Annotated in this window: 20 protein-coding genes and 1 tRNA gene; 13 read left to right on the top strand and 8 right to left on the bottom strand. The window is 68.4% G+C overall.

Annotated features, from left to right (window positions below; genetic code table 11):
• Positions 1–23 precede the first annotated feature (23 nt).
• From ACO2Q2_RS14540 to uvrA, 3 genes are all read right to left on the bottom strand, one after another.
• Positions 24–1,442 carry a DUF4139 domain-containing protein gene (locus ACO2Q2_RS14540; RefSeq protein WP_423256604.1) on the bottom strand — a complete coding sequence of 473 codons (1,419 nt, stop codon included), beginning with the start codon at positions 1,440–1,442 and terminating at the stop codon, positions 24–26.
• A gap of 122 nt (positions 1,443–1,564) precedes the next feature.
• Positions 1,565–2,086, bottom strand: coding sequence for an acyl-CoA thioesterase (locus tag ACO2Q2_RS14535; protein ID WP_423256602.1), 522 nt, complete (start codon positions 2,084–2,086; stop codon positions 1,565–1,567).
• Positions 2,083–5,022 (bottom strand): excinuclease ABC subunit UvrA, encoded by a 2,940-nt coding sequence (gene uvrA, locus ACO2Q2_RS14530; RefSeq protein WP_423256600.1) that lies wholly within the window; start codon positions 5,020–5,022, stop codon positions 2,083–2,085. Before uvrA ends, ACO2Q2_RS14535 begins: the two co-directional genes overlap by 4 nt.
• 183 nt (positions 5,023–5,205) lie before the next feature.
• Between uvrA and ACO2Q2_RS14525 the strand changes: the two genes are divergently transcribed.
• From ACO2Q2_RS14525 to cgtA, 4 genes are all read left to right on the top strand, one after another.
• Positions 5,206–5,739, top strand: a complete 534-nt coding sequence (locus ACO2Q2_RS14525; RefSeq protein WP_423256598.1) for a DUF2059 domain-containing protein — start codon at positions 5,206–5,208, stop codon at positions 5,737–5,739.
• 133 nt (positions 5,740–5,872) lie between these two features.
• The gene (rplU, locus tag ACO2Q2_RS14520) at positions 5,873–6,187 is read left to right on the top strand and encodes a 50S ribosomal protein L21 (RefSeq protein WP_404635183.1); all 315 of its coding nucleotides are present in this window, start codon (positions 5,873–5,875) and stop codon (positions 6,185–6,187) included.
• Positions 6,188–6,206: 19 nt separating this feature from the next.
• Positions 6,207–6,464 carry a 50S ribosomal protein L27 gene (gene rpmA / locus ACO2Q2_RS14515; RefSeq protein ID WP_404635185.1) on the top strand — a complete coding sequence of 86 codons (258 nt, stop codon included), beginning with the start codon at positions 6,207–6,209 and terminating at the stop codon, positions 6,462–6,464.
• A gap of 136 nt (positions 6,465–6,600) precedes the next feature.
• Complete coding sequence (gene cgtA, locus ACO2Q2_RS14510) at positions 6,601–7,674, top strand: Obg family GTPase CgtA (RefSeq protein ID WP_423256596.1); 1,074 nt, start codon at positions 6,601–6,603, stop codon at positions 7,672–7,674.
• Between the two features lie 296 nt (positions 7,675–7,970).
• On the opposite strand, the gene rpsT is transcribed toward cgtA, so the two are convergent.
• Entirely contained in the window at positions 7,971–8,234 is a 264-nt protein-coding gene (gene rpsT, locus ACO2Q2_RS14505; protein WP_302069957.1) for a 30S ribosomal protein S20, read from the bottom strand.
• A gap of 258 nt (positions 8,235–8,492) precedes the next feature.
• Here rpsT and murJ point away from each other — a divergent pair, with 258 nt between their 5' ends.
• The 5 genes from murJ (at position 8,493) to ispH (ending at position 15,913) form a co-directional block, all read left to right on the top strand.
• The gene (murJ, locus tag ACO2Q2_RS14500) at positions 8,493–10,100 is read left to right on the top strand and encodes a murein biosynthesis integral membrane protein MurJ (RefSeq protein WP_423256594.1); all 1,608 of its coding nucleotides are present in this window, start codon (positions 8,493–8,495) and stop codon (positions 10,098–10,100) included.
• A 37-nt stretch (positions 10,101–10,137) separates the two neighbouring features.
• Positions 10,138–11,091: a bifunctional riboflavin kinase/FAD synthetase gene (locus ACO2Q2_RS14495; protein ID WP_423256652.1), complete on the top strand. Its 954-nt coding sequence runs from the start codon at positions 10,138–10,140 to the stop codon at positions 11,089–11,091.
• Between the two features lie 160 nt (positions 11,092–11,251).
• On the top strand, positions 11,252–14,215 hold the full coding sequence (locus ACO2Q2_RS14490; RefSeq protein ID WP_423256592.1) for an isoleucine--tRNA ligase: 2,964 nt from the start codon (positions 11,252–11,254) through the stop codon (positions 14,213–14,215).
• Between the two features lie 127 nt (positions 14,216–14,342).
• The gene (gene lspA / locus ACO2Q2_RS14485; protein ID WP_423256589.1) at positions 14,343–14,840 is read left to right on the top strand and encodes a signal peptidase II; all 498 of its coding nucleotides are present in this window, start codon (positions 14,343–14,345) and stop codon (positions 14,838–14,840) included.
• Positions 14,841–14,953: 113 nt separating this feature from the next.
• Positions 14,954–15,913 (top strand): 4-hydroxy-3-methylbut-2-enyl diphosphate reductase, encoded by a 960-nt coding sequence (gene ispH, locus ACO2Q2_RS14480; RefSeq protein ID WP_423256587.1) that lies wholly within the window; start codon positions 14,954–14,956, stop codon positions 15,911–15,913.
• 133 nt (positions 15,914–16,046) lie between these two features.
• Here ispH and ACO2Q2_RS14475 read toward each other — a convergent pair whose 3' ends face one another.
• Positions 16,047–17,342, bottom strand: coding sequence for an ATP-binding protein (locus tag ACO2Q2_RS14475; RefSeq protein WP_423256585.1), 1,296 nt, complete (start codon positions 17,340–17,342; stop codon positions 16,047–16,049).
• Positions 17,339–18,055, bottom strand: coding sequence for a two-component system response regulator OmpR (gene ompR, locus ACO2Q2_RS14470; RefSeq protein ID WP_423256583.1), 717 nt, complete (start codon positions 18,053–18,055; stop codon positions 17,339–17,341). Before ompR ends, ACO2Q2_RS14475 begins: the two co-directional genes overlap by 4 nt.
• A gap of 197 nt (positions 18,056–18,252) precedes the next feature.
• Between ompR and ACO2Q2_RS14465 the strand changes: the two genes are divergently transcribed.
• The 4 genes from ACO2Q2_RS14465 to ACO2Q2_RS14450 all read left to right on the top strand — a co-directional run bounded on the left by ACO2Q2_RS14465 (position 18,253) and on the right by ACO2Q2_RS14450 (position 20,851).
• Entirely contained in the window at positions 18,253–18,873 is a 621-nt protein-coding gene (locus ACO2Q2_RS14465) for a hypothetical protein (RefSeq protein WP_423256581.1), read from the top strand.
• A gap of 107 nt (positions 18,874–18,980) precedes the next feature.
• Positions 18,981–19,418: an EF-hand domain-containing protein gene (locus tag ACO2Q2_RS14460; RefSeq protein WP_423256579.1), complete on the top strand. Its 438-nt coding sequence runs from the start codon at positions 18,981–18,983 to the stop codon at positions 19,416–19,418.
• Positions 19,419–19,529: 111 nt separating this feature from the next.
• Complete coding sequence (locus tag ACO2Q2_RS14455; protein WP_423256577.1) at positions 19,530–19,919, top strand: sterol desaturase family protein; 390 nt, start codon at positions 19,530–19,532, stop codon at positions 19,917–19,919.
• Complete coding sequence (locus tag ACO2Q2_RS14450) at positions 19,919–20,851, top strand: alpha/beta hydrolase (protein WP_423256575.1); 933 nt, start codon at positions 19,919–19,921, stop codon at positions 20,849–20,851. The genes ACO2Q2_RS14455 and ACO2Q2_RS14450 overlap by 1 nt, the downstream gene beginning before the upstream one ends.
• Before the next feature lie 502 nt (positions 20,852–21,353).
• Here ACO2Q2_RS14450 and ACO2Q2_RS14445 read toward each other — a convergent pair.
• Positions 21,354–21,686, bottom strand: a complete 333-nt coding sequence (locus ACO2Q2_RS14445) for a transcriptional regulator (protein ID WP_423256573.1) — start codon at positions 21,684–21,686, stop codon at positions 21,354–21,356.
• A gap of 312 nt (positions 21,687–21,998) precedes the next feature.
• A tRNA-Ala gene (locus ACO2Q2_RS14440) sits at positions 21,999–22,074 on the bottom strand.
• Positions 22,075–22,259 lie beyond the last annotated feature (185 nt).

The raw sequence follows: 22,259 nt of genomic DNA, 5'->3' as shown, positions 1-22,259 counted from the left end.
GGTCGTGTCCCTGAGGGGCGGGCTTATTGCGGCCGGTCGTCGGCGGTCCAGGTGTAGCGCACCGCGTAGTCGAGGGTGGCACTGCCGTGCGCCGGCACCTTCACCGCGAAGCCCAGCGTGTCGGCGGTAGTGACGGTGGGCCTGAGACTGGAGGAGGCCAGTATCCATGTGCGCCAGCGCGAGGGATGCTCGCGCACCGTGACGGTGCGCGCACGGTCGCCCGCATTGGTGAAGACGAGGCGGAAGGCTTCGTCCATGGTGCGGCCGTCGCGATCGACGTGGAACGCGGTGCGTTCGCGCCTGGCGCGCAGGTCGAACACGTTGCCGAGGGTGAGCTTGACCTCGCCACCCTTCGGGGTGTCCTCGATGCGGCTTTCGCCGATCACCTGCGCAGCGCCGCGATCGTCGCGGGCCAGCACGCGCAGATAGCCGGCCGGCAGGCTGTCGAAGGCGCGGAAAGCCAGCGTGCCGATGACGGCCGACGGGCCAGTGGTCATGATCGGGGACTGGATCATCGGCTGCGGCGGCTGGTAGCGGCCGCCGGTCTCATACAGTGCGGTGCGCTCGCAGGCGATGCTCCTGGGCGCGTACAGCGGCAGCAGGCTGATGCTGCCGTCCGGCAGGTCGACCGGCGCGGGCAGGCGGTAGCTGCGGTAGTCGGCCAGCGCGGATTGTTGCGGCAGGTCGGCGGCCTTGCCACGAAACGCCATGGTCACCATCGGCGCGGCGGGCTTGTCCAGTCGCGGCTCGCCGGCGATGAGCGTGAGCTGCGCGTCGTGCCAGTCGCTGCCGCTGCGGTTGGCCACGCTGGCGCGCGACTGCAGGTCGAGCCGGCATGCCCCGCCATCGGCAAGCGTGCCGAGGTAGGAGGCACGCCAGCCCAGCCCGCCCGTCACGTAGCTGAGCTGCGCACTGGCCGGTCCGGCCCGTTGCGCGTCCACGCGCAGGTCCAGCCGGGAGCCGCCGTCGATGGTGCCGCTGGCGCGCACGGCGGCATAGTCGTGGACCAGCACGGTGACGTCGCCCTGGCGGACCTGCAGCGGGCTGCCGGCCGAGAGCAGGGTGCCGCGGGCGATCACGTTGCCCTGGTCGCCGAGCACGTCGACCTGGCGTCCGACCAGGTTGCCGGCCAGTGCCGAGCCGCCCTGGGCCAGTTGCAGCCGCTGCGAGATCACCGAGGCTTTGGCGCCGTCGAACTCCAGTGCCAACGCTTCGGGGTCGAGATACAGCGGCAGGCCGCCGAGGTGGATGTCCTGCACGCCGGCGGTGAGGTTCACCGTGCGCGGCTGGCGCACCAGGGCGTAGCCGGCCGGGACGCTGGCGCCGTCGTTGGCGAACAGCGCGGCATCGTCGCTGCGGTAGATGGTGATCTCGCCGTGTTCGGCGGCAGCGGCGCCGGTGGCGAGCGTCAGCAGCAAAAGGGCGAGAGGCGTCTGGCGCACGGCAAACTCCTTGTCGAAGCGGTGTCGGCGATCTTACCGACACCGCCATGAAGCGCGGGCATCGGTCATCGCTGCCGCGCCACTCCATCACCACCATCACTCCATCGCCCACCATCGTGCGTTCAGGCCGCGGCAGCGGCCGCCGAGTCGCGGATCGCCTGCGGCAGCGCTACCGGCTTGCCGGTGGCGGGATTCATCCATACCAGCACCACCTGCCCGTCGCAGTAGAGCCGGTCGGCATCCCCGGCATCGACGATGCGATGGGCCAGGGTGATCGAGCTGTTGCCCAGCCGCTCGCAGCACAGCTCCACGGCCAGATGCCCCGGCCAGGCGATGGGCTGGCGGTAGTTGAGGTGGCTGGCCGCCAGCACCGGCATCGACGATTCGTCGAGCCATGGGCCGGGCACGTGGCGCAGCCACTGCAGCCGCGCCTCTTCGAGGTAGGTGAGATAAGTGGAATTGTTGACGTGGTTGAAGGCGTCCAGATCGCGCCAGCGCACGTCCAGATGGGCCACGAACAGCGGCCTGGGCTTTACTTGCTCGCCCTGCGGCGAGCTGTCGAGGTCGGCCGCCGGGGCTGCGTCGGCGGTCTTGGACGCGCGCGGCTTGCGCGCCGGCTTCGGGGTGTCCTGCGGCGAGCTCACGAACGCTTCTTCCTGGGCATGGGCCGATGCTTGTCGGCCGAGGCGATGTGCCTGGTGGCGGCCTTGGTGCGCCTGGGCGCGTCGGCGCGCTTGGCCTTGGTGGCGTGGGTGGATTTCAGGTGCGGCGCGAGGAAGCGGCCGGTGTGCGAGCCGGCGGTGGCCGCGACCGTCTCCGGCGTGCCGGACACCAGGATGCGCCCGCCGCCCGAGCCGCCCTCGGGACCGAGATCGACGATCCAGTCGGCGGTCTTGATCACGTCCAGGTTGTGCTCGATCACCACCACCGTGTTGCCCTGGTCGACCAGCTGGTGCAGCACGTCGAGCAGTTGCTCGATGTCGTGGAAGTGCAATCCGGTGGTGGGCTCGTCGAGGATGTACAGGGTGCGGCCGGTATCGCGCTTGCTGAGTTCCTTGGACAGCTTCACGCGCTGCGCCTCGCCGCCGGACAGTGTCGTCGCGCTCTGGCCGAGCTTGATGTAGTCCAGCCCCACCGCGCGCAGCGTGTCGAGCTTGCGGGCGATGGTGGGCACGTTCTCGAACAGCTTCAGCGCGTCCTCCACCGTCATGTCGAGCACGTCGGCGATGGTGTGGCCCTTGTAGAGGATGTCCAGCGTCTCGCGGTTGTAGCGCTTGCCGTGGCAGACGTCGCAGGGCACGTACACGTCGGGCAGGAAGTGCATCTCCACCTTGATCATGCCGTCGCCTTCGCAGGCCTCGCAGCGGCCGCCGCGCACGTTGAAGCTGAAGCGGCCGGCGGTGTAGCCGCGCGAGCGCGCCTCCGGCACCTGCGCGAACATCTCGCGCAGCGGCGTGAACAGGCCGGTGTAGGTGGCCGGGTTGGAGCGCGGCGTGCGGCCGATCGGCGACTGGTCGATGTCCACCACCTTGTCGAACAGCTCCATGCCGCTGACCGAGTCGAACGGCGCCGGCTGGGTCGAGGCGCCGTTGAGCTCCATCGCCGCCAGCCGGAACAGGGTGTCGTTGATCAGGGTCGACTTGCCCGAGCCGGAGACGCCGGTGACGCAGGTGAACAGGCCGGCCGGGATTGCCAGGTCGACGTGCTTGAGGTTGTTGCCGCTGGCGCCCTTGAGGTGCAGCCAGGACGCCTTGTCGACCGGCTGGCGGCGCTTCTCCGGCACCTCGATGGCGCGCTTGCCGGAGAGGAACTGGCCGGTGACCGAGCGCGGCGAGGCCAGTATGTCGTCCACCGAACCCTGCGCCACGATCTCGCCGCCGTGCACGCCGGCGCCGGGGCCGATGTCGAGCACGTGGTCGGCCATGCGGATGGCGTCCTCGTCGTGCTCGACCACGATCACCGTATTGCCCAGGTCGCGCAGGCGGGTGAGCGTGCCGAGCAGGCGTTCGTTGTCGCGCTGATGCAGTCCGATCGACGGCTCGTCGAGCACGTACATCACGCCGACCAGCCCGGCGCCGATCTGGCTGGCCAGGCGGATGCGCTGCGCCTCGCCGCCGGAAAGCGAATCGGCCTGCCGGTCCAGCGTGAGGTAGTTCAGGCCCACGTCGTTGAGGAAGGTCAGCCGCTCGCGGATTTCCTTGACGATCTTCGCCGCAATCTCGCCGCGCCAGCCGGTCAGGGTGAGCGTGTCGAAGAACGCCAGCGCGTCGTCGATCGAGCGGTGGGTGAGCGAGGGCAGGGCATGATCGGCCACGAACACGTTGCGGGCGGAGCGGTTCAGTCGCTGGCCCTCGCAGCTGGGGCAGGGCTGGTCGCTGATGTACTTGGACAGCTCCTCGCGCACCGCGGCCGATTCGGTTTCCTTGTAGCGGCGCTCCAGATTGGGAACGATGCCCTCGAACGGATGCTTGCGGATGACCCGCCCGCCGCGCTCGGTGAGGTAGCGGAAGGCGATCGGCTGCCTGCCGCTGCCGAACAGCACGGCCTGCCGGGTGGCGGCCGGCAGGTTCTCCCACGGCTCGTTGACGTCGAAATCGTAGTGCGCGGCCAGCGACTGCAGCAGCTGGAAATAGTGCGGGTTGCGCCGGTCCCAGCCGCGGATCGCGCCGCCGGCCAGCGAGAGTTCCGGATGGCCGACCACGCGCGCCGGATCGAATACCTGGGTCACGCCCAGGCCGTCGCAGCCGGGGCAGGCGCCGATCGGCGAGTTGAACGAGAACAGCCGCGGTTCCAGCTCCGGCAGCGAGTAGTCGCACACCGGGCAGGAATAGCGCGAGGAGAGCATCTGGTCCGCTGCGCCCACCTCATCCATGTCCGCCAGGATCACCAGCCCGTCGCCCAGCCGCAGCGCGGTCTCGAACGACTCGGCCAGGCGCTGCTTGATGTCCTCGCGCGGGCGGAAGCGGTCGATCACCACCTCGATGGTGTGTTTCTGGCGCAGGGTGAGCGGCGGCACGGCGTCCAGGTCATGCACCACGCCGTCGACGCGGGCGCGCACGAAACCCTGCACGCGCAACTGGTCGAACACCTGCACGTGCTCGCCCTTGCGGTCGCGGATCACCGGTGCCAGCAGCATCAGGCGCTTTTCCGGATCCATCGCCAGCGTGGCGTCGACCATCTGGCTGACCGTCTGCGCCTCCAGCGGGATGCCGTGGTCCGGACAGCGCGGCGTGCCGACGCGGGCGTACAGCAGGCGCAGGTAGTCGTACACCTCGGTGATCGTGCCCACGGTGGAGCGCGGGTTGTGCGAGGTGGACTTCTGCTCGATCGAGATCGCCGGCGACAGGCCCTCGATGTGGTCCACGTCGGGCTTTTCCATCATCGACAGGAACTGCCGCGCATACGCCGACAGCGACTCCACGTAGCGGCGCTGACCTTCGGCGTAGATGGTGTCGAAGGCGAGCGAGGACTTGCCCGAGCCGGACAGGCCGGTGATCACGATCAGCCGGTCACGCGGCAGGTCCAGGTCGATGTTCTTGAGATTGTGCGTGCGTGCGCCGCGGATGCGAATGGTGTCCATCGCGCCGTGATATGGGGGAAACGGGCACTATACCAATGCCCCGTGATCGGACCGTGGCGTCGATAACGGGTGCGTCACCCATCCGCCTCCAAGCCCGGGACGTTTTGCCGGCGGCGACGGCTGTGGCTAAATGCCGGCTTCGCCATCCCTGCATCGGAGCACAAACGCATGAAGCCGACATCCATGAAGCCGACATCGATCGAACGCGCCTGGCGCACGCTGGCCTGCAGTGCCGTGCTCGCCCTCGCCGGCAGTCCCGCATGGGCCGCCCAGGCCAGCGCCCAGCAGGTGCACGAGCTGATGGACATATTCGGCGTCAACCGCATGTTCCAGCAGATGAACACCCAGATGGCCGGCATGATGGGCCAGCAGCTGCCCTGCGTGCCGGCCAGCTACTGGAACAACTTTCTCGACGAGAAGGGCATGCAGGAGTTGTCGGAGAAGATGATCCCGATCTACCAGCGCCACTTCACCGCCGAGGACATCGACGGCCTGCTCAAGTTCTACCGTTCCCCGCTGGGCCGCAAGGTGGTTGCCGAGATGCCTGCCACCATGGCCGAGGGCATGCAGGTGGGCCAGCAATGGGGCCGTGAGCGCGGCCAGGCGATGATGGAGCAGCTGCAGAAGGCCGGCACCATCACGGCCGAAGGTCGCTGCCCGGCCAGCGCGCCGGCGCAGCCGGCGCTCGGCAAGCCGGCCGGCACGGGCTCCCGATAGCGCGCTGGGCCGGCTTCCCGCGGGGTGGTCAAGGATTGACCAGCTTCTCCGTGCCTCGCTATACTCCCGAGTCCGCCAGCGCAGACCATCGCCCCGCGGAACCCAAGAGAATAACGACAGAAGGGACCATCCCATGAGTTATGCAGTCATCAAGACCGGTGGCAAGCAGTACCGCGTGCAGCAGGGCGACGTCCTGCGCGTGGAGCTGCTGAACGCCGAAGAAGGCGCCACCGTGAGCTTCGACGAAGTTCTGCTGGTGGGCGAAGGCGAGTCGATCACCGTGGGTGCGCCCATCGTATCGGGTGCCACCGTCAGCGCCACCGTGCGCAAGCACGGCCGTGCCGACAAGATCCGCATCATCAAGTTCCGCCGCCGCAAGCACCACAAGAAGCAGCAGGGACATCGTCAGCATTTCACCGAAGTCGAAATCACGGGCATCAACGCCTGAGCAACTGGAGCATTGAGTCATGGCACATAAAAAAGGCGTAGGTTCCAGCCGCAACGGTCGCGATTCGAACCCGAAGTATCTCGGCGTCAAGATCTACGGCGGCCAGGCCATCGAGGCCGGCAACATCATCGTGCGGCAGCGCGGCACCCAGTTCCACGCCGGCACCGGCGTCGGCCTGGGTCGCGACCACACGCTGTTTGCGCTGGTCGACGGCACCGTGCAGTTCAAGGTCCGCGGCGAGAAGAACCGCCGATTCGTCGACGTGATCCCGGCCTGAGCCCGTCACGACGCGTTGTGCAAGGGCCCCGCTCCGGCGGGGCCTTTGTTTTTCAGGCGGGCGAGGAAAGCTCCGTGGCAATCGCCATCGGGCTAACCTTGTTCCGCCTTGCCTCATAGCTCCCGGATGTATCCCCATGAAATTCGTCGATGAAGCAGTCATCAAGGTCCAGGCCGGCGACGGCGGCAATGGCTGCATCAGCTTCCGTCGCGAGAAGTTCATCCCGTTCGGCGGTCCCGACGGCGGCGACGGCGGCTTCGGCGGTTCGGTGTGGCTGGTCGCCGACGAGGGGCTCAATACCCTGATCGACTTCCGCCACCAGCGCAGCTTCAAGGCGCAGCGCGGCCAGAACGGCATGGGCAGCCAGATGTACGGCAAGGGCGGCGAGGACACCATGGTCCGCGTGCCGATCGGCACCGTGGTCACCAACGTGGACACCGACGAGATCATCGGCGACCTCACCCGGCACGGCCAGCGCCTGCTGGTGGCGCAGGGCGGCAAGGGCGGGCTGGGCAACATCCATTTCAAGAGCTCGGTGAACCGGGCGCCGCGCAAGTCCACGCCGGGTACGCCCGGTGATGTGCGCGAGCTCAAGCTCGAGCTCAAGCTGCTGGCGGACGTGGGCTTGCTCGGTTTTCCGAACGCGGGCAAGTCGACCTTCATCCGGGCGGTGTCGGCGGCCACGCCGCGGGTGGCGGACTACCCGTTCACCACGCTGCATCCCAATCTCGGCGTGGTCAGTCTTGGCACCGACCAGAGCTTCGTGATCGCGGACATTCCCGGCCTGATCGAGGGGGCCGCCGAGGGCGCCGGACTGGGCATCCAGTTCCTGCGTCACGTGTCGCGCACCAGTCTGCTGCTGCATCTGGTCGACATCGCGCCGATCGACGGCGCCGACCCGGTCGGGCAGGTGCGCGCGATCGAGCAGGAGCTGGCGAAGTTCGATCCGGAGTTGCTGGAGCGCCCGCGCTGGCTGGTGCTCAACAAGGCGGACGTGCTGCCCGAGGACGAGCGCCAGCAGGTGGCCGGGGACATCGTGGCCCGCCTGGGCTGGACCCGGCCGTGGTTCTTGGTGTCGGCGATTGCGCGCGACAACACCATGGCGGTCTGCCGGCAGGTGCAGCGCTTCTTCGAGGCGGAGCGCGCGGCGCGGCGTGAATCTGCCGACGAGATGCCCGCGAACGACGTGCGCCTGCGCGGCGACGTCTGACGAATCAATGCGGACTGAGAGGCTGAGAAAAAATCGCCCGCCTACTGCGACCGTCGCCAAACGCCCGTGCCGGCGGCGCGCTGGGCGCAAATCCGGGTCATTTGGTTCACCAAACTCCCCGGATTTGCGCCCAACGCACCTTGTCACGAACGCTTGGCGGCGCTCTCGCTACGGCGGTCGAATTTTTCTCAGCCTCTGCGGCGCCCCTGGGCACTGCAGTCCATTCGGCACAGGCATAAAAAAACCGGCGCCCTGGCGCCGGTTTTCTGTTTCCAACCGGATGGCTGCAGGGCGATTTACGCCAGCTCGCGGATCTTCGCGTTGAGGCGGCTCTTGTGGCGGGCAGCCTTGTTCTTGTGGATCAGGCCGCGTGCGGCGTAGCGGTCCATGACCGGCTGGGCGGCGGTGAACGCCTCGACGGCGGCAGCCTTGTCCTTGGCCTCGATGGCCTTGACGACCTTCTTGAGCGCGGTGCGGACCATGGAGCGGGCGCTGACATTGCGCAGGCGGCGCTGCTCGGACTGGCGCGCGCGCTTCTTCGCGGACTTGATGTTGGCCAAGGTAAAACTCCGGAAATGCTCGGGTTGGAAAAAGACGCGCAATTATGCGGGCAATGCGCTATGGCGTCAACCGCTTGGCCTTTGCGGGGGCGGTTGCCTGCAGGGCTTTTGCAGAGCCTGCGGCAGGGCGACGTGCCCGCATTGTGCCACAAGCGGGCTGTCAACTCGGCCGCGCCGGCTGTCACACTACGCGGCCTGCATGGCGTGCCGGCCGAGACGGCGCAGCCAGGTTCCCTTCACAGAGGTAGCGTCACCCGCATGAAGTCCCCCAGCATGCTGCGCGGGCTGCTGTCGTTCAGCAGCATGACGATGATTTCGCGGGTCCTCGGCCTGATCCGCGACATTTCGATGAGTCACGTGTTTGGCGCCAATGCGGCGACCGATGCGTTCGTCATCGCCTTCCGCATTCCCAACTTCATGCGGCGCCTGTTTGCGGAAGGGTCGTTCTCCACCGCCTTCGTGCCGGTGTTCACCGAGGTCAAGCAGACCGGCTCGCGCGACGAGCTGAAGGAGCTGCTGGCGCGCGTATCGGGGACGCTCGGCGGCGTGCTGCTGCTGGTCACCGCGCTGGGCATGATCTTCGCGCCGCAGGTGGCCTCGATGTTTGCGCCGGGGGCGCTGGACGACCCGCACAAGTTCGACCTCACCGCCGACCTGGTGCGGCTGACGTTCCCCTTCATCTTCTTTGTGTCGCTGAACGCGCTCGCGGCCGGCGTACTGAACAGCTTCCACCGGTTCGCGCTGCCGGCGCTGGCGCCGGTGATCCTCAATATCTGCATGATCGTGGGAGCACTGTGGCTGGCGCCGCGGTTGCAGGTGCCGATCACGGCGATGGGCTGGGCGGTGCTGGCCGCCGGCGTGCTGCAGTGGCTGTTCCTCCTGCCTGCGGTGCGTCGACTGGGGCTGCTGCAGCGGCCGCGCTGGGGCTGGAGCCACCCGCAGGTGCGCCGGATCATGACGCTGATGGTGCCGACGCTGTTCGGCTCCTCCGTGGCCCAGCTCAACCTGCTGCTCGACACCGTGGTGATCTCCTACCTGGTGACCGGTTCGCAGACCTGGTTGTGGCAGTCCACCCGTTTCCTCGAGCTGCCGCTGGGCGTGTTCGGCGTGGCGCTGGGCACGGTGATCCTGCCGGCGCTGTCGCGCCACCATGTCGGCACGGACCGGGTGGGTTTTTCCCGGGCGCTGGACTGGGGATTGCGCATCACCTTGCTGATCGCGCTGCCGGCGATGCTGGCGCTGCTGGTGCTGGCCGAGCCGCTGGTGGCCACGTTCTTCCAGAACGGCAACTTCTCGGCGTTCGATGCGCGGATGGCTTCGCTGTCGGTGCTGGCGCTGAGCGCCGGCTTGCCGGCCTATGCGCTGGTCAAGGTGCTGCTGCCTGCGTTCTATGCGCGGCAGGACACCCGCACCCCGGTGCGCGCCGGGGTGGCGGCGCTGGTGGCCAACATGCTGTTCAACGGCGTGTTCATCGCGCTGCTGTTCGAGCTGTGGGCGACCCCGGCGCAGAAGCAGGGCAGCTGGATCGATGGCATCGCCCAGGTGCCGGGTCTGCATGTGGGGCTGGCGATCGCCAGTTCGCTGTCGAGCTACGTGAACTTCGTGCTGCTGTGGCACTGGCTGCGTCGGGCCGGGGTGTATCAGCGCTTGCCCGGATGGTCGCGGCACTGGTTGCGGTTGGGCGTGGCGTGTGCGGCGATGGTCGCCGTGCTGCTCGCTGGTCGCTGGCTGTGGCCGGACTGGACCGATGTCGCGGTGCTGGCGCGGCTGTGGCATCTCGCCGTGCTGGTGATCGCGGGCGCCGGCACCTACGTTGGCGTCCTGTTCGCGCTGGGGCTCCGGGTGCGGGACCTGCGCGGTGCCTGAGCGCCAGGTGCGTGCGGCCGGCCGCTATACTGGCGCGATGATCAAGCTTTCCAGGGATGTCGCCGGTGCTTGCCTGACGCCGCGCGGCAGCGTGGTGGCGATCGGCGCGTTCGACGGTCTCCATCGCGGCCATCAGGCCCTGCTGGCGCAGGTGCACGAGCGTGCGCTTGCGCTGGACGTCGAACCGGTGGTGGTGAGTTTCGAGCCGTTGCCGCGCGCCTATTTTTCACGCGAGCCGCTGCCGCGCCTGTCCAGCATGCGCGAGAAGCTGCGTGGCTTCGATGCGGCCGGCATGACGCATGCCTTGCTGCTGCGCTTCAACGCGGCACTGGCGGCGATGCCCGCCGAGGATTTCGTGCGCAGCGTGCTGGTGGAGCGACTGGCCGCCCGCGAGGTCTGGGTGGGTGGTGATTTCCGCTTCGGCCACCGCCGCGCGGGCGACGTGGCGATGCTGGAGCGCCTAGGCGACGCGTTCGGGTTTGTCGCGCGCACCATGGCGCCGGTGACCCTGCACGACGAGCGCGTGTCGGCCACCCGCGTGCGCGAGCTGCTGGCCGCCGGCGATTTCGCCGCCGCCGCGCCGCTGCTCGGTCGACCGTTCGTGATCGAGGGCAAGGTGGAGTACGGCAACCAGCTGGGCCGCACCCTGGGCTATCCCACCGCCAACATCCGCCTGCGCGAGCGGGTCAGCCCGATCCACGGCATCTTCGCGGTGCGCGTCGGCCTGGGCGATGGCGGGTGCGCCTGGCCGGGCGTGGCCAGTCTCGGCGTGCGGCCCACCGTGAACGAGGTGGCCGAACCGCTGCTGGAAGTGCACCTGTTCGACTTCGAGGGCGATCTCTACGGCCGGCGCATGGCGGTGGAGTTCGTCGGCAAGCTGCGCGACGAGCGGAAGTTCGACAATCTGGACGCGCTCACCGCCCAGATGGATCGCGACGCCGCGGCGGCGCGTGCCATGCTGGGCATGAATCCCGTGCTGGTGGGCGCATGAGGACCGCGTGCCGCCCCGCACCCGCCGTGCTTGCGTCAAGCCCGGCCAGCATTAGCATTTGAGGTTTGCCCGTGGCGTGCGCTGGCCGCACGCGCGCGGTCAGCCATGCATCACGTTCGTCCGGGTCGTCCCGGCGAACCCACCCGACGGCAACCAGGCCATGACCCAGGACTACAAGAACACCATCAACCTGCCGCAGACGGATTTCCCGATGCGCGGCGACCTGCCCAAGCGCGAGCCCGGCTGGCTGGCGCAGTGGGAGCAGGTGGATCGCTATGCGCAGATCCAGGCGCACACGGCGGGGCGCGACAAGGTGTTCGTGCTGCACGACGGTCCGCCCTATGCCAACGGTTCGATCCACATCGGCCATGCGGTCAACAAGATCCTCAAGGACATGACGGTCAAGTCCAGGCTGCTGGCCGGCCACCGCGCGCCGTACGTACCGGGCTGGGACTGCCACGGCCTGCCGATCGAGATCGCGGTGGAGAAGAAGTACGGCAAGCCGGGCGACAGGCTCGACGCCCGCGCCTTCCGCCAGAAGTGCCGCGAGTACGCCGCCGGCCAGGTCGACGCGCAGCGCGCCGACTTCAAGCGCCTGGGCGTGCTGGGCGACTGGCAGAAGCCCTATCGCACGATGGACTTCAGCTACGAGGCGGGCATGGTGCGCGCGCTGGCGCGCATCGTCGCCAACGGCCACGTGGTGCGCGGCGCCAAGCCGGTCTACTGGTGCTTCGACTGCGGCTCGGCACTGGCCGAGGCGGAGATCGAGTACGCCGACAAGCAGTCGCCGGCGGTGGACGTGGCCTACGACGCGGTCGATCCGCAGGCGCTGGCGAAGGCGTTCGGCGTGGACGCGGGCGACGCCATCGTCGCCGTGCCGATCTGGACCACCACCCCGTGGACCTTGCCCTCCAGCCTGGCCGTGTCGCTGGGCGCGGAGTTGGAGTACGCGCTGGTCGAAGGTCCTTCGCGTGACGGTCGCCGCGTGCTGCTGGTGATCGCCAGCGCGCTGGTCGACAAGGCGCTGGCCCGCTACGCCCCTCTCCCCGCGGGAGAGGGTGCCCGAAGGGCGGGTGAGGGTGCGGGCGGAGCGCAGCCTTCCGGCTCCGCCGAACCCTCACCCCCAGCCCCTCTCCCGCAGGGAGAGGGGCGCAAGGTGCTCGGCCATGCGGCGGGCTCTGCGCTGGAAGGCGTGCAGCTGAAGCATCCGTTCTACCCGCGCGAGGTGCCGGTGATCCTGGGCGAGCACGTGTCGGCCGAGGACGGTACCGGCGCCGTGCACACCGCGCCCGATCACGGCGTGGAGGATTTCACCGTGTCGCGCCAGTACGGCATCGGCACGATCAACCTGGTCGACGGCCGCGGCATCTACCGCGCCGACACGCCGTCCGCCGACGGCGTCGAGCTGGCCGGCCAGCATCTGTGGAAGGCCAACCCGCAGATCGTCGAACTGCTGCGCGCGCGCGGCGTGCTGCTGGCCCACGCGACCATCGAACACGCCTATCCGCATTGCTGGCGCCACAAGACGCCGGTGATCTATCGCGCCACGCCGCAGTGGTTCATCGGCATGGAGCAGGCCGGCCTGCGCGACGCGGCGCTCAAGGCGATCAGGCAGGTGCGCTGGGTGCCGGGCTGGGGCGAGGAGCGCATCGCCGGCATGGTGGCCGGCCGGCCGGACTGGTGCATCAGCCGCCAGCGCACCTGGGGCGTGCCGATCGCGCTGTTCGTGCACAAGGCCACGCAGGAGCCGCACCCCGATTCCGTGGCCTTGATGGAGCAGGTGGCCCGGCGCATGGAGCAGGGTGGCATCGATGCATGGTACGAGCTCGACGCGGCCGAATTGCTGGGCGACCAGGCCGGCGACTACGAGAAAGTCACCGACGTGCTCGACGTGTGGTTCGACTCCGGCGTCACCCACTTCGGCGTGATCGGCCAGCGCCCCGAGCTGCAGCAGGGCGACGCGCACGATTACAAGGTGATGTACCTGGAAGGCTCCGACCAGCATCGCGGCTGGTTCCAGTCGTCCCTGCTCACCTCGGCGGCGATCCACGGCCGCGCGCCCTACGACGACGTGCTCACCCACGGCTTCACCGTGGATGCCTCCGGCCGCAAGATGTCCAAGTCGCTGGGCAATGTGGTGGCGCCACAGAAGGTGATGGACACGCTGGGCGCCGACGTGCTGCGCCTGTGGGTGGCCTCGGCCGACTACCGCAACGAGATGACCGTCTCCGACGAGATCCTCAAGCGCGTGTCGGACAGCTACCGCCGCATCCGCAACACCGCGCGCTTCCTGCTCGGCAACCTCGACGGCTTCGATCCGGCGAAGCATCTGCTGCCGGTGCAGGATTCGCTGCTGCTCGACCAGTGGGCCGTGCAGCAGGCCCACGACGTGCAGCAGGCGGTGGTCGCCGCGTACGACCGCTACGACTTCCCCGAAGTCGTGGCGCGGGTGCAGAACTTCTGCACCAACGAGCTGGGCGCGCTGTACTTGGACATCACCAAGGACCGCCTCTACACCATGCCGACCGACAGCCGCGGCCGGCGCAGCGCGCAGAGCGCGATGTACCGCATCGCCGAGGCGATGGTGCGCTGGCTGGCGCCGGTGCTGAGCTTCACCGCCGAGGAAATCTGGCAGGCGTTGCCCGGCGGGCGCGGCGAGACGGTGCTGTTCGAGACCTGGTACGAGGGTCTTGCCGCCACGCAGGCTTCGCCCGAGCAGCGTCGCTACTGGACCGACCTGCTGGCGATCCGCGACAGCGCCTCGCGCGTGCTCGAGGGCATGCGCAAGGCCGAGCAGATCGGCGCGGCGCTGGAGGCCAAGGTCACGGTGCATGCCGACGAAGCGCTGCGTGCCCGCTACGCCCCGGCGGCGGACGAGTTGCGCTTCTTCTTCATCACCTCCGAGCTCACCCTGGCACCAGTGGCTCCGCGGCCCGACGAGGCGGCGAAGGTCGAGCTGGACGGCAGCGAGGCATGGGTCTCCGCCACCGTCAGCAACGCGGCCAAGTGCGTGCGTTGCTGGCATCGTCGCGACGACGTGGGCAGCCACGCCGATCACCCCGGGCTGTGCGGGCGCTGCGTGAGCAACGTCGAGGGCCCGGGCGAGGACCGGCGCTGGTTCTGACCAGCCCGTGTAGGAGCGCACCCTGTGCGCGAACGCCTTTGGGTCAATTGAAATCAAAGGCGTTAGCGCACAGGGTGCGCTCCTGCCCACCAGGAATCAGCACCATCGAATCGGAAGCTGCACCCCCATGACCACCAAACCCAACGCGCTTCCTTGGCTGTTGCTTTCCGCCGCCGTCATCACGCTCGACCAGTTGAGCAAATGGTGGGCGCTGGCGACGCTGCAGCCCGCGGGCAAGCCGCATCCGGTGATCCCCGGCCTGCTCAACTGGACGCTGGCGTTCAACCCCGGCGCGGCGTTCAGCTTTCTTGCGCAGGGTGCGGGCTGGCAGCGCTGGTTCTTCGTGGTGCTGGCCGTGCTGATCAGCGCGGTGCTGGTGGTGTGGCTGGCGCGCACCGCGCGGCGCGACTGGCGCACCGCGGCGCCGCTGGCGCTGATCATCGGCGGTGCCATCGGCAACCTGATCGACCGCCTGCACACGGCGGCCGTCACCGACTTCATCCAGGTCTACTGGCGCCAGTGGAGCTACCCGGTATTCAACGTGGCCGACTGCGGCATCAGCGTGGGCGCGGTGATGTTGATCGTGTTCGGCCTGTGGGCCGGCAAGCGGAAGGACATGCGATAATCCAACACCCTGTAGGAGCGCACCCTGTGCGCGAACGCCTTTGGGTCGATTGAGATCAAAGGCGTTCGCGCACAGGGTGCGCTCCTACGACGATCCCTTTTGTCGGTGCGCCCATGGACATCCTCCTCGCCAATCCCCGCGGTTTCTGCGCCGGCGTCGACCGCGCCATCGCCATCGTCGAGCGCGCGCTGGAATCCTACGGTGCGCCGATCTACGTGCGGCACGAGGTGGTGCACAACCGCTACGTGGTCGACAAGCTGCGCGCCGACGGCGCGGTGTTCGTGGAGGAGCTGCACGAGGTGCCCGACGGCGCCACCGTGATCTTCAGCGCCCACGGCGTCTCGCAGGCGGTGCGCGAGGAGGCCGGGCAGCGTGCGCTGAAGGTGTTCGACGCCACCTGCCCGCTGGTGACCAAGGTGCACATGGAAGTGGCGCGGCTGGGGCGCATCGGTCGCAGCGTGGTGCTGATCGGTCACGCGGGCCATCCCGAGGTGGAAGGCACCATGGGGCAATGGAACCCGGCCAACCGCGGTGAGATCCTGCTTGTGGAGTCGGTCGGGCAGGTGGCCACGCTGGCGCCGGCGTTTCCCCGCGAGCTGTCCTACGTCACCCAGACCACGCTGTCGGTGGACGACACCAAGGCCATCATCATGGCCCTGCGCGAACGGTTCCCCGACATCGAGGGCCCGCGCAAGGACGATATCTGCTACGCCACCCAGAATCGTCAGGACGCCGTGCGGCGGCTGGCCGAATCGGTCGATCTGGTGCTGGTGGTCGGCTCGGTGAACAGCTCCAATTCCAACCGACTGCGCGAACTGGCCGAGAAGCAGGGCGTGCGCTCGTTCCTGATCGACGGCGCCGGGCACATCGAGCGGGAGTGGCTCGCAGGCGTTGGGCGCATAGGCGTCACCGCCGGTGCCTCGGCGCCGGACAAACTGGTGAAGGAGGTCATCGCCCGATTGCAGTCATGGGGGGCGGGCCAGGTGCGCGAACTGAACGGCGAGCCGGAAAACATCACCTTCGCCCTGCCAAGGGAGCTGCGGCTCGCCGACGACCACGCCGGCATCGCCTGATTCCGAACACGGTGTCTCCGGGGCTCGGTGCTTGTCCGAGTTGCGGTCGACGACTCCGCGGCGCAGGTCGGGAGCGTACTGCGGGATCATGTCCTGCGCCCGCCGCGATCGGTCGCCACAGCGGGCGCGGCGCTCAACGGCGCGCCGTCGTCGTGTTGGGCAGCACCAGCATGGCGATGAAACCGCCGCCGGGGCGATTGTGCAGCTCAAGACGACCGCCGCACACCTCGGCCGCGCGCTTGACGATGCTCAGGCCCAGCCCGCTGCCGGCGGTGCCGCTGCGCGCGGAGTTTCCGCGCACGAACGGCCGCCCGAGTTGTGCGAGCAGGGCCTCGGGCACGCCTGGGCCGTGGTCTTCGACGTCCACGTGCAGGCCGTTACCGCGTTGCTGCGCCGTCACCAGGAACGGCGCGGCGCCGTAGCGCTCGGCGTTGTCCATGAGGTTGCCCAGAGCGCGGCGCAGCAGGCTTGGGCGTGTGCACAGGCGCAGGCTGTCGGGGCCTTCGTAGCACCATGCATCGGGTTGCGGGCGCAGTGCCATCAGCTGCACGAGCAGGGTGGCGAGGTCGATTTCGCGCACGGCCTCGTCGCTGCCGTCGCGCACGTAGGCCAGGCATTGGGCGAGCGCGCTGTCGAGTTCTCCGAGGTCGGTGACCATGGCGTCGCGCCGCGCCGGATCGCCGGCATCGCCCAGCTCCAGCGCCAGCCGCAGCCGCGCCAACGGCGTGCGCAGGTCGTGCGAAATGCCGGCCAGCATCAGCTCGCGTTCGCGCGCGCTCTGGCGCAGCTCCTCGCCGGCGGCACCCAGCGCATCGGCGAGGTCGCGCACCTCGCGTGGGCTGCCGCGCAGATGCTGCGCGATCGACTGGCCGCTTAGCAGGGCCGGGGCATGCGTCGCCAGGCGTTCCAGCGGGCGGGTGAGCATGCGCGCGGCGAGGGCCGCCACGGCCAGCGCCACGGCGCCAGCGAAGAGCATCAGCAGCAGCATCGAGCGGATCACCTGGCGACGGAAGCTCGCCACCTGCATCACGATCCACTGCCCAGGCCGACGGGCGCTGCGTACCCAGATCTGCACCTGCGGCTGCTGCACGACGACGACCCGCGACGGGTCGCCGAGCTGCTCGCCCACGACGTGGCCGATTTCTTCCGCCACCGGCACCACCGGTTTCAGCGTGGGCGGCGGCGAGGCGCTGGTGATGCGGATGCCGCTGCGCTGCAACCGGGCGAGGGTGTCGCGCGCGCCGGCATCATCGCGGTCGGCCAGCGCGTCGACCGAACTTGATGTCGCCACCACCAGCCGGCCGAACGAATCGCCCATTGCCCGCAGGCCGGCCCGGGTGGACAGTAGTCCGCCCAGCGTAAGCGCCAGCACCAGCGCGGCCACCAGCAGGGCCAGCACCAGCGAAAACGTGGTAGGCCCACGCTTCACGGAGCATCTCCCTGCGGCACGAACACGTAGCCTTCGCCCCACACCGTCTGCAGCCAGCGCGGCTGGCGCGGATCGTCCTCGATACAGCGACGCAGGCGCGACACCATCACGTCGATGCTGCGATCGAACGCCTCGTGCTCGCGGCCGCGCGCCAGCGCAATCAGCCGCTCCCGGCTCAGCGTCTCGAACGGATGCGCCACCAGCGCCGCCAGCACGGCGAACTCGCCGCTGGTGAGTTTCACCGGACTCTCGCCGTCCAGCAACTGGCGGGTGGCCGGGTCGAAGTAGAAGCGGCCGAAGCGCATGCTGGCCTGCTCGGTCTGTGGCGCGCCCACCACGGCCTTCGGCTGCCGCCGCAGCACGGCGCGGATGCGTGCCACCAGCTCGCGCGGGTTGCATGGTTTTCCCAGGTAATCGTCCGCGCCGATCTCCAGCCCCACGATGCGGTCCACGTCGTCGCCCTTCGCGGTGAGCATGATGATCGGCGTGTGCACGCCTTCGGCGCGCAGGCTGCTGCACAGCTGCAGGCCATCGGCGTCGGGAAGCATCAGGTCGAGCACGATCAGGTCGACGTGGTGCGCGGCCAGCTCGCGGCGCATGCCGGCGGCGTGGGCGGCGCCGCGGACGCGAAAGCCCTGCTGGTCGAGGTAGCGTTCGAGCAGGCCGCGCAGGCGCAGGTCGTCGTCGACGACAAGGATGTGGGGCGGTTCCATGGAGCGACTATGTCGTGCGTTCTGTGGGGCCACAAGCGCCCACCATGGCCAATTTGCAAGCAAATGTTTCCGGGCGCGGCGTCCGCAACATCCGCTCACACCGAGCGGATTTCAGACACACCTGGCGGCGGTCTTCGGCGTGACAGTGGCCCCACCGCAGCGTCATGCGGTCCCACTTCCAACGACTGGAGCCTGTCATGAGCATGTCCACCTCTTTCCGCATCGTCTCCCTGGCCCTGGCCTGCACGGCCGTGGCCGCGTTTGCCTCGCCGGCCGACGCCCAGCGCAGCGGCCGCGTCCATGCCCGCGGCACCTTCGCCAACGGGCAGGGCGGCATCACCCATATGCGCGGCACGGCAGCCTCCGGGGCGCGCGGTTCGGTGGTGCGTGGTGGCTACACCGCCACCGGCGCCGACGGCAGCGTGCAGCACCAGGCCGGGCGTGCGGTGCAGGGTGCCAATGGCGGCAGCTATCGCGGCAGCAACAGCTATACCCGCCATGCCGATGGCTCGGCCAGTACCGGCCACAGCGGCTCCGGCACCACGGCCAGCGGCGGTACGTTCAACACCAGTGGCGGCTATAGCCGCAGTGCCGATGGCAGCGTCAGCGGCAGCTCGCAGAGTAGCGGCAGCGACGCGCGCGGCAGTTTCGTCGGCAATACCAGCACGGCCGACGGCGTCACCACCCATGCCACCAGCGCGACCAACGCCGTCGGCGAGAGCTACAACGGCCAGACCACTTACACCAAGGGGCAGGGCGTGAGCCACAGCGGCACCTGCACGGATGCCGCCGGCAACGTGATTTCCTGCGGCCACTGATTGCACCGACCGGCCGGTGGCGTGGCTCGTTGCCCTTGACCACGACCGCGTCATCGGCCGCCTTTCCGGCCATGCCTCGTCTTAACCGATCACCACGGAGAACCTCCATGCGACCGATGCTTGCCCTCGGCCTGTTCGTCGCGCTTGGCGTCATTGCCACCGCCGCGCAGGCGCAGATGATGCGACGCTCCGACCCGGCTGAACGCTTCGCGCAGGCCGACACCAACCACGACGGCCGGATCACCCATGACGAGTTCGTCGCTGGGCGAGCGGCCCGCTTTGCCAAGGTCGACCGCAATGGCGACGGCTACATCAGTGACGACGATCTGCCTGCATTCGCCCGTTCCCACGCCGGCATGGTGCAGAAGGTCCACGCCCTGCAGCAGGCGACCGACCTGGACGGCGACGGGCGCATCAGCCGCGCCGAGTTCGAACAGGCCGGCGAGAAGCTGTTCGCCCTGGTCGATGCCAACGGCGACGGTGCGGTGGACCAGGCCGAAATGCGGCAGATGGCCGAGCATGCACGCGCCTTGGCGGGGAAGTAGGGAGAAACGCGGCCATGGAACGCATCGCTCGAATGCCCGGGCTGGCCCTGGTCATGCTCGCGCTGGTGTTGACCGAATGGATCTGGCGCAAGTACGTCGCCCGTGCCGGCTATGACGGCAAGGGGGCGTGGGCGTCGCTCGCGGTCGGTCTGGGCCACGTCGTCGCTGCACTTCCAGTTTTTCCTGCATACCGAGGCGGTCGGTCGGCTCGGACCGCTGGAATGGGTGTTCAACACGCCAGCCCACCACCGGGTGCACCATGCGTCGAATCTTGCCTATCTGGATTGCAACTACGGCGGCGTGCTGATCGTGTTCGATCGCCTCTTCGGTACCTTGCGCAGCGAGCGGGCAGAAGAGCCGATACGCTACGGTCTGGCGCATCCGCTGCAGACTCATGACCCGATCAAGATCGCGTTCGGGCAGTGGCACCGGCTGTTCGCGCGGTTGCGCAGTGCCGACAGTCTGGGCGATGCAGTGAAGATTGCGTTCGGGAGACCTTGATGAGCCGTCGCGTGATCCGATTTCTGCTCAGTGCCTGTGCGCTCGTGCCGGCCTTGTCGATGCACGTCGTGCGGGCGCAGGTCGAGACACCGGACGCGACACCGGGCGCGAGCGCGCAGACCTTGCGCTGGCGTGCCCGGTTGGCCGAGGCCGGTGAGCCGGCGACGGTCCCGCCGGGGATCCGCGTCATTCGCGACGTGGCCTATGGCAGCGACCCGCGGCAGCGTTTCGACGTGTACGCGCCGAAGGTTGCGCGCGGGGCGCCGGTGATTTTCATGGTCCACGGCGGCGGCTGGCGTCGTGGCGACAAGGCCATGCGCGGCGTGGTCCAGAACAAGGTGGCTTACTGGGTAGTGCGTGGCTACGTGGTGATCTCCACCAATTACCGGATGTTGCCCGACACCTCGCCGCTGCAGCAGGCACAGGACGTGGCGAGGGCGCTGGCCACGGCGCAGCGGCGCGCCGCTGCGTGGGGCGCCGACCCGAACCGCTTCGTGCTGATGGGGCACTCCGCCGGCGCGCATCTGGTCGCGCTGTTGACAGCTCGTCCCGAGCTGGCGAGCGAGCAGGGCGCTCGCCCGTGGCGCGGTACCGTCTCGCTGGACAGTGCCTGTCTCGACGTGGTGCAGACCATGCGCGGCCGGCACTTTCCGCTGTACGACCAGGCGTTCGGGACCAACCCGGCGGACTGGCTCGCCGCGTCGCCGTATCAGCACCTCGCGGCCGCGCCGGCACCGTTCCTGGCAGTGTGCTCAAGCCGCCGCCGCGACGCCTGCCCCCAGGCGCACGCCTTCGTCGACAAGCTGCAGTCACTGGGCGCTCGCGGCCGCGTTCTGGAGGAGGACCTGTCGCACGGCGAGATCAACAAGACGCTCGGCGAACCGTCCGACTACACCACCGAGGTCGACGCCTTCCTGCGCTCGGTGTGGTGACGAAAAAAAAGCCGGAACCTTGCCGTTCCGGTCCTGAAGCTGCAGGATCTTTGTCCGCGACTCCCGCCGCGAGGGCATGTCCGAGCCCGTCCCTTGCTTTCTCCGAATGGTCATGCTGATTCTCCACCTTTCCGCTCGGCGGGGAATCTTGAGCCGGGTGGTGTGCGCGTTGTGGCTGATGCGGTGTGCACGGCATCCAGGCGCGCTATGAGCGTTAGGCGGCAATCGTTAGGCCTTCGACATCTCGACACTGGGCAGGGCCAGGTAGATCAGCTCCAGCCGCCAACCGTCGCGTTGCAACCGCTCGATCAGGCGCAGGTAGGTACGCCCCGCCAGGGTGGTTTCGAAGGCAAAATCCTCGCGGGTGGTAACGCGCTCCCCGATCTCGCGCAGAAAAATCCGGCTGGCGGCCAGCAGCGCACGCTCCGGCGCCAGCGGCGACAGCCCGGCGGCGATCAGGTCGGCATTGGATGAGGCGAACCTCGCTTTTTATCCTCTCAGGTCAATCCAGCACGATCAGAAACTCGGTGGCCAGCGCCTCCGGGCGCACAGCACGAGTGTCCGGGCTGCGGTGCAGCTTGACCAGGTGGTGGCGCTCCAGGTGACGCAGGGTGCGCGACAGGTTGCTGGCCGCACGACCCGACCACTCGGCCAGCTCCAGCACGGTGCGCGGTTGCCGCTCACGCATCAGGCGCAGCAGCGCGCGGTTTTCGTCCGACAGCAGACCGGCCAATTGTCGCCAGGAATCGAACCAGACGGTGGGCTTGGGGCCGGTGGCGTCATCGACTGCCCGGCGGCCGGATTTGGCCGGACGGATGCCAATCACTGTGCGCATGTTCGGGTTCCCCGTTGTGGGAGCGTGATGCTATCACGCAAGCATATTATGCGTCATCGTTACCACGCGTCATCGTTACCGCCGGACTGCGAGGTGCGCAAAATCGCCTGGAGCGATTTTGGACAGTCTGAGGCTGGCCGCGAAGCGGTAGGCGGGGCAAACAAGAGAAAAGAGGCGGCTCTGACCAAGAAAACGACCGTTTTCGGGACTTCTGGCGAGGTGTCACCCGCAGGATAGGTGGTCTGAACCCCGCGCCACACGGGGATGCGCGCAAGAAAAAGGGCCTGGAGACTATCCAGACCCTTGGTGTATTGGTGGAGCCAGGGAGGATCGAACTCCCGACCTCGTCATTGCGAACGACGCGCTCTCCCAGCTGAGCTATGGCCCCACAGAGCTGCGCATGGTAGCAGCGCATCTGGAGCTCGCCAAGACCCCGGCATGACAGATGTCAACGCCATTTAGAAATGTCCCCACCCTGTGCCAGTTAAACATGTCCCCTTTGGCGTCACCGGGAAGGCCGGTCAAGTTGGAGCATGGCGCCAGGGATGGTTGCCGGCGGGTTTTCTGACGTTG

The organism is Dyella sp. KRB-257 (genome assembly GCF_049445995.1).
In the GTDB taxonomy this organism is placed as follows: Bacteria; Pseudomonadota; Gammaproteobacteria; order Xanthomonadales; family Rhodanobacteraceae; genus Dyella_A.
Note: the sequence above shows the minus strand (reverse complement) of the source record. Positions and strands in the feature narration are given on the sequence as shown.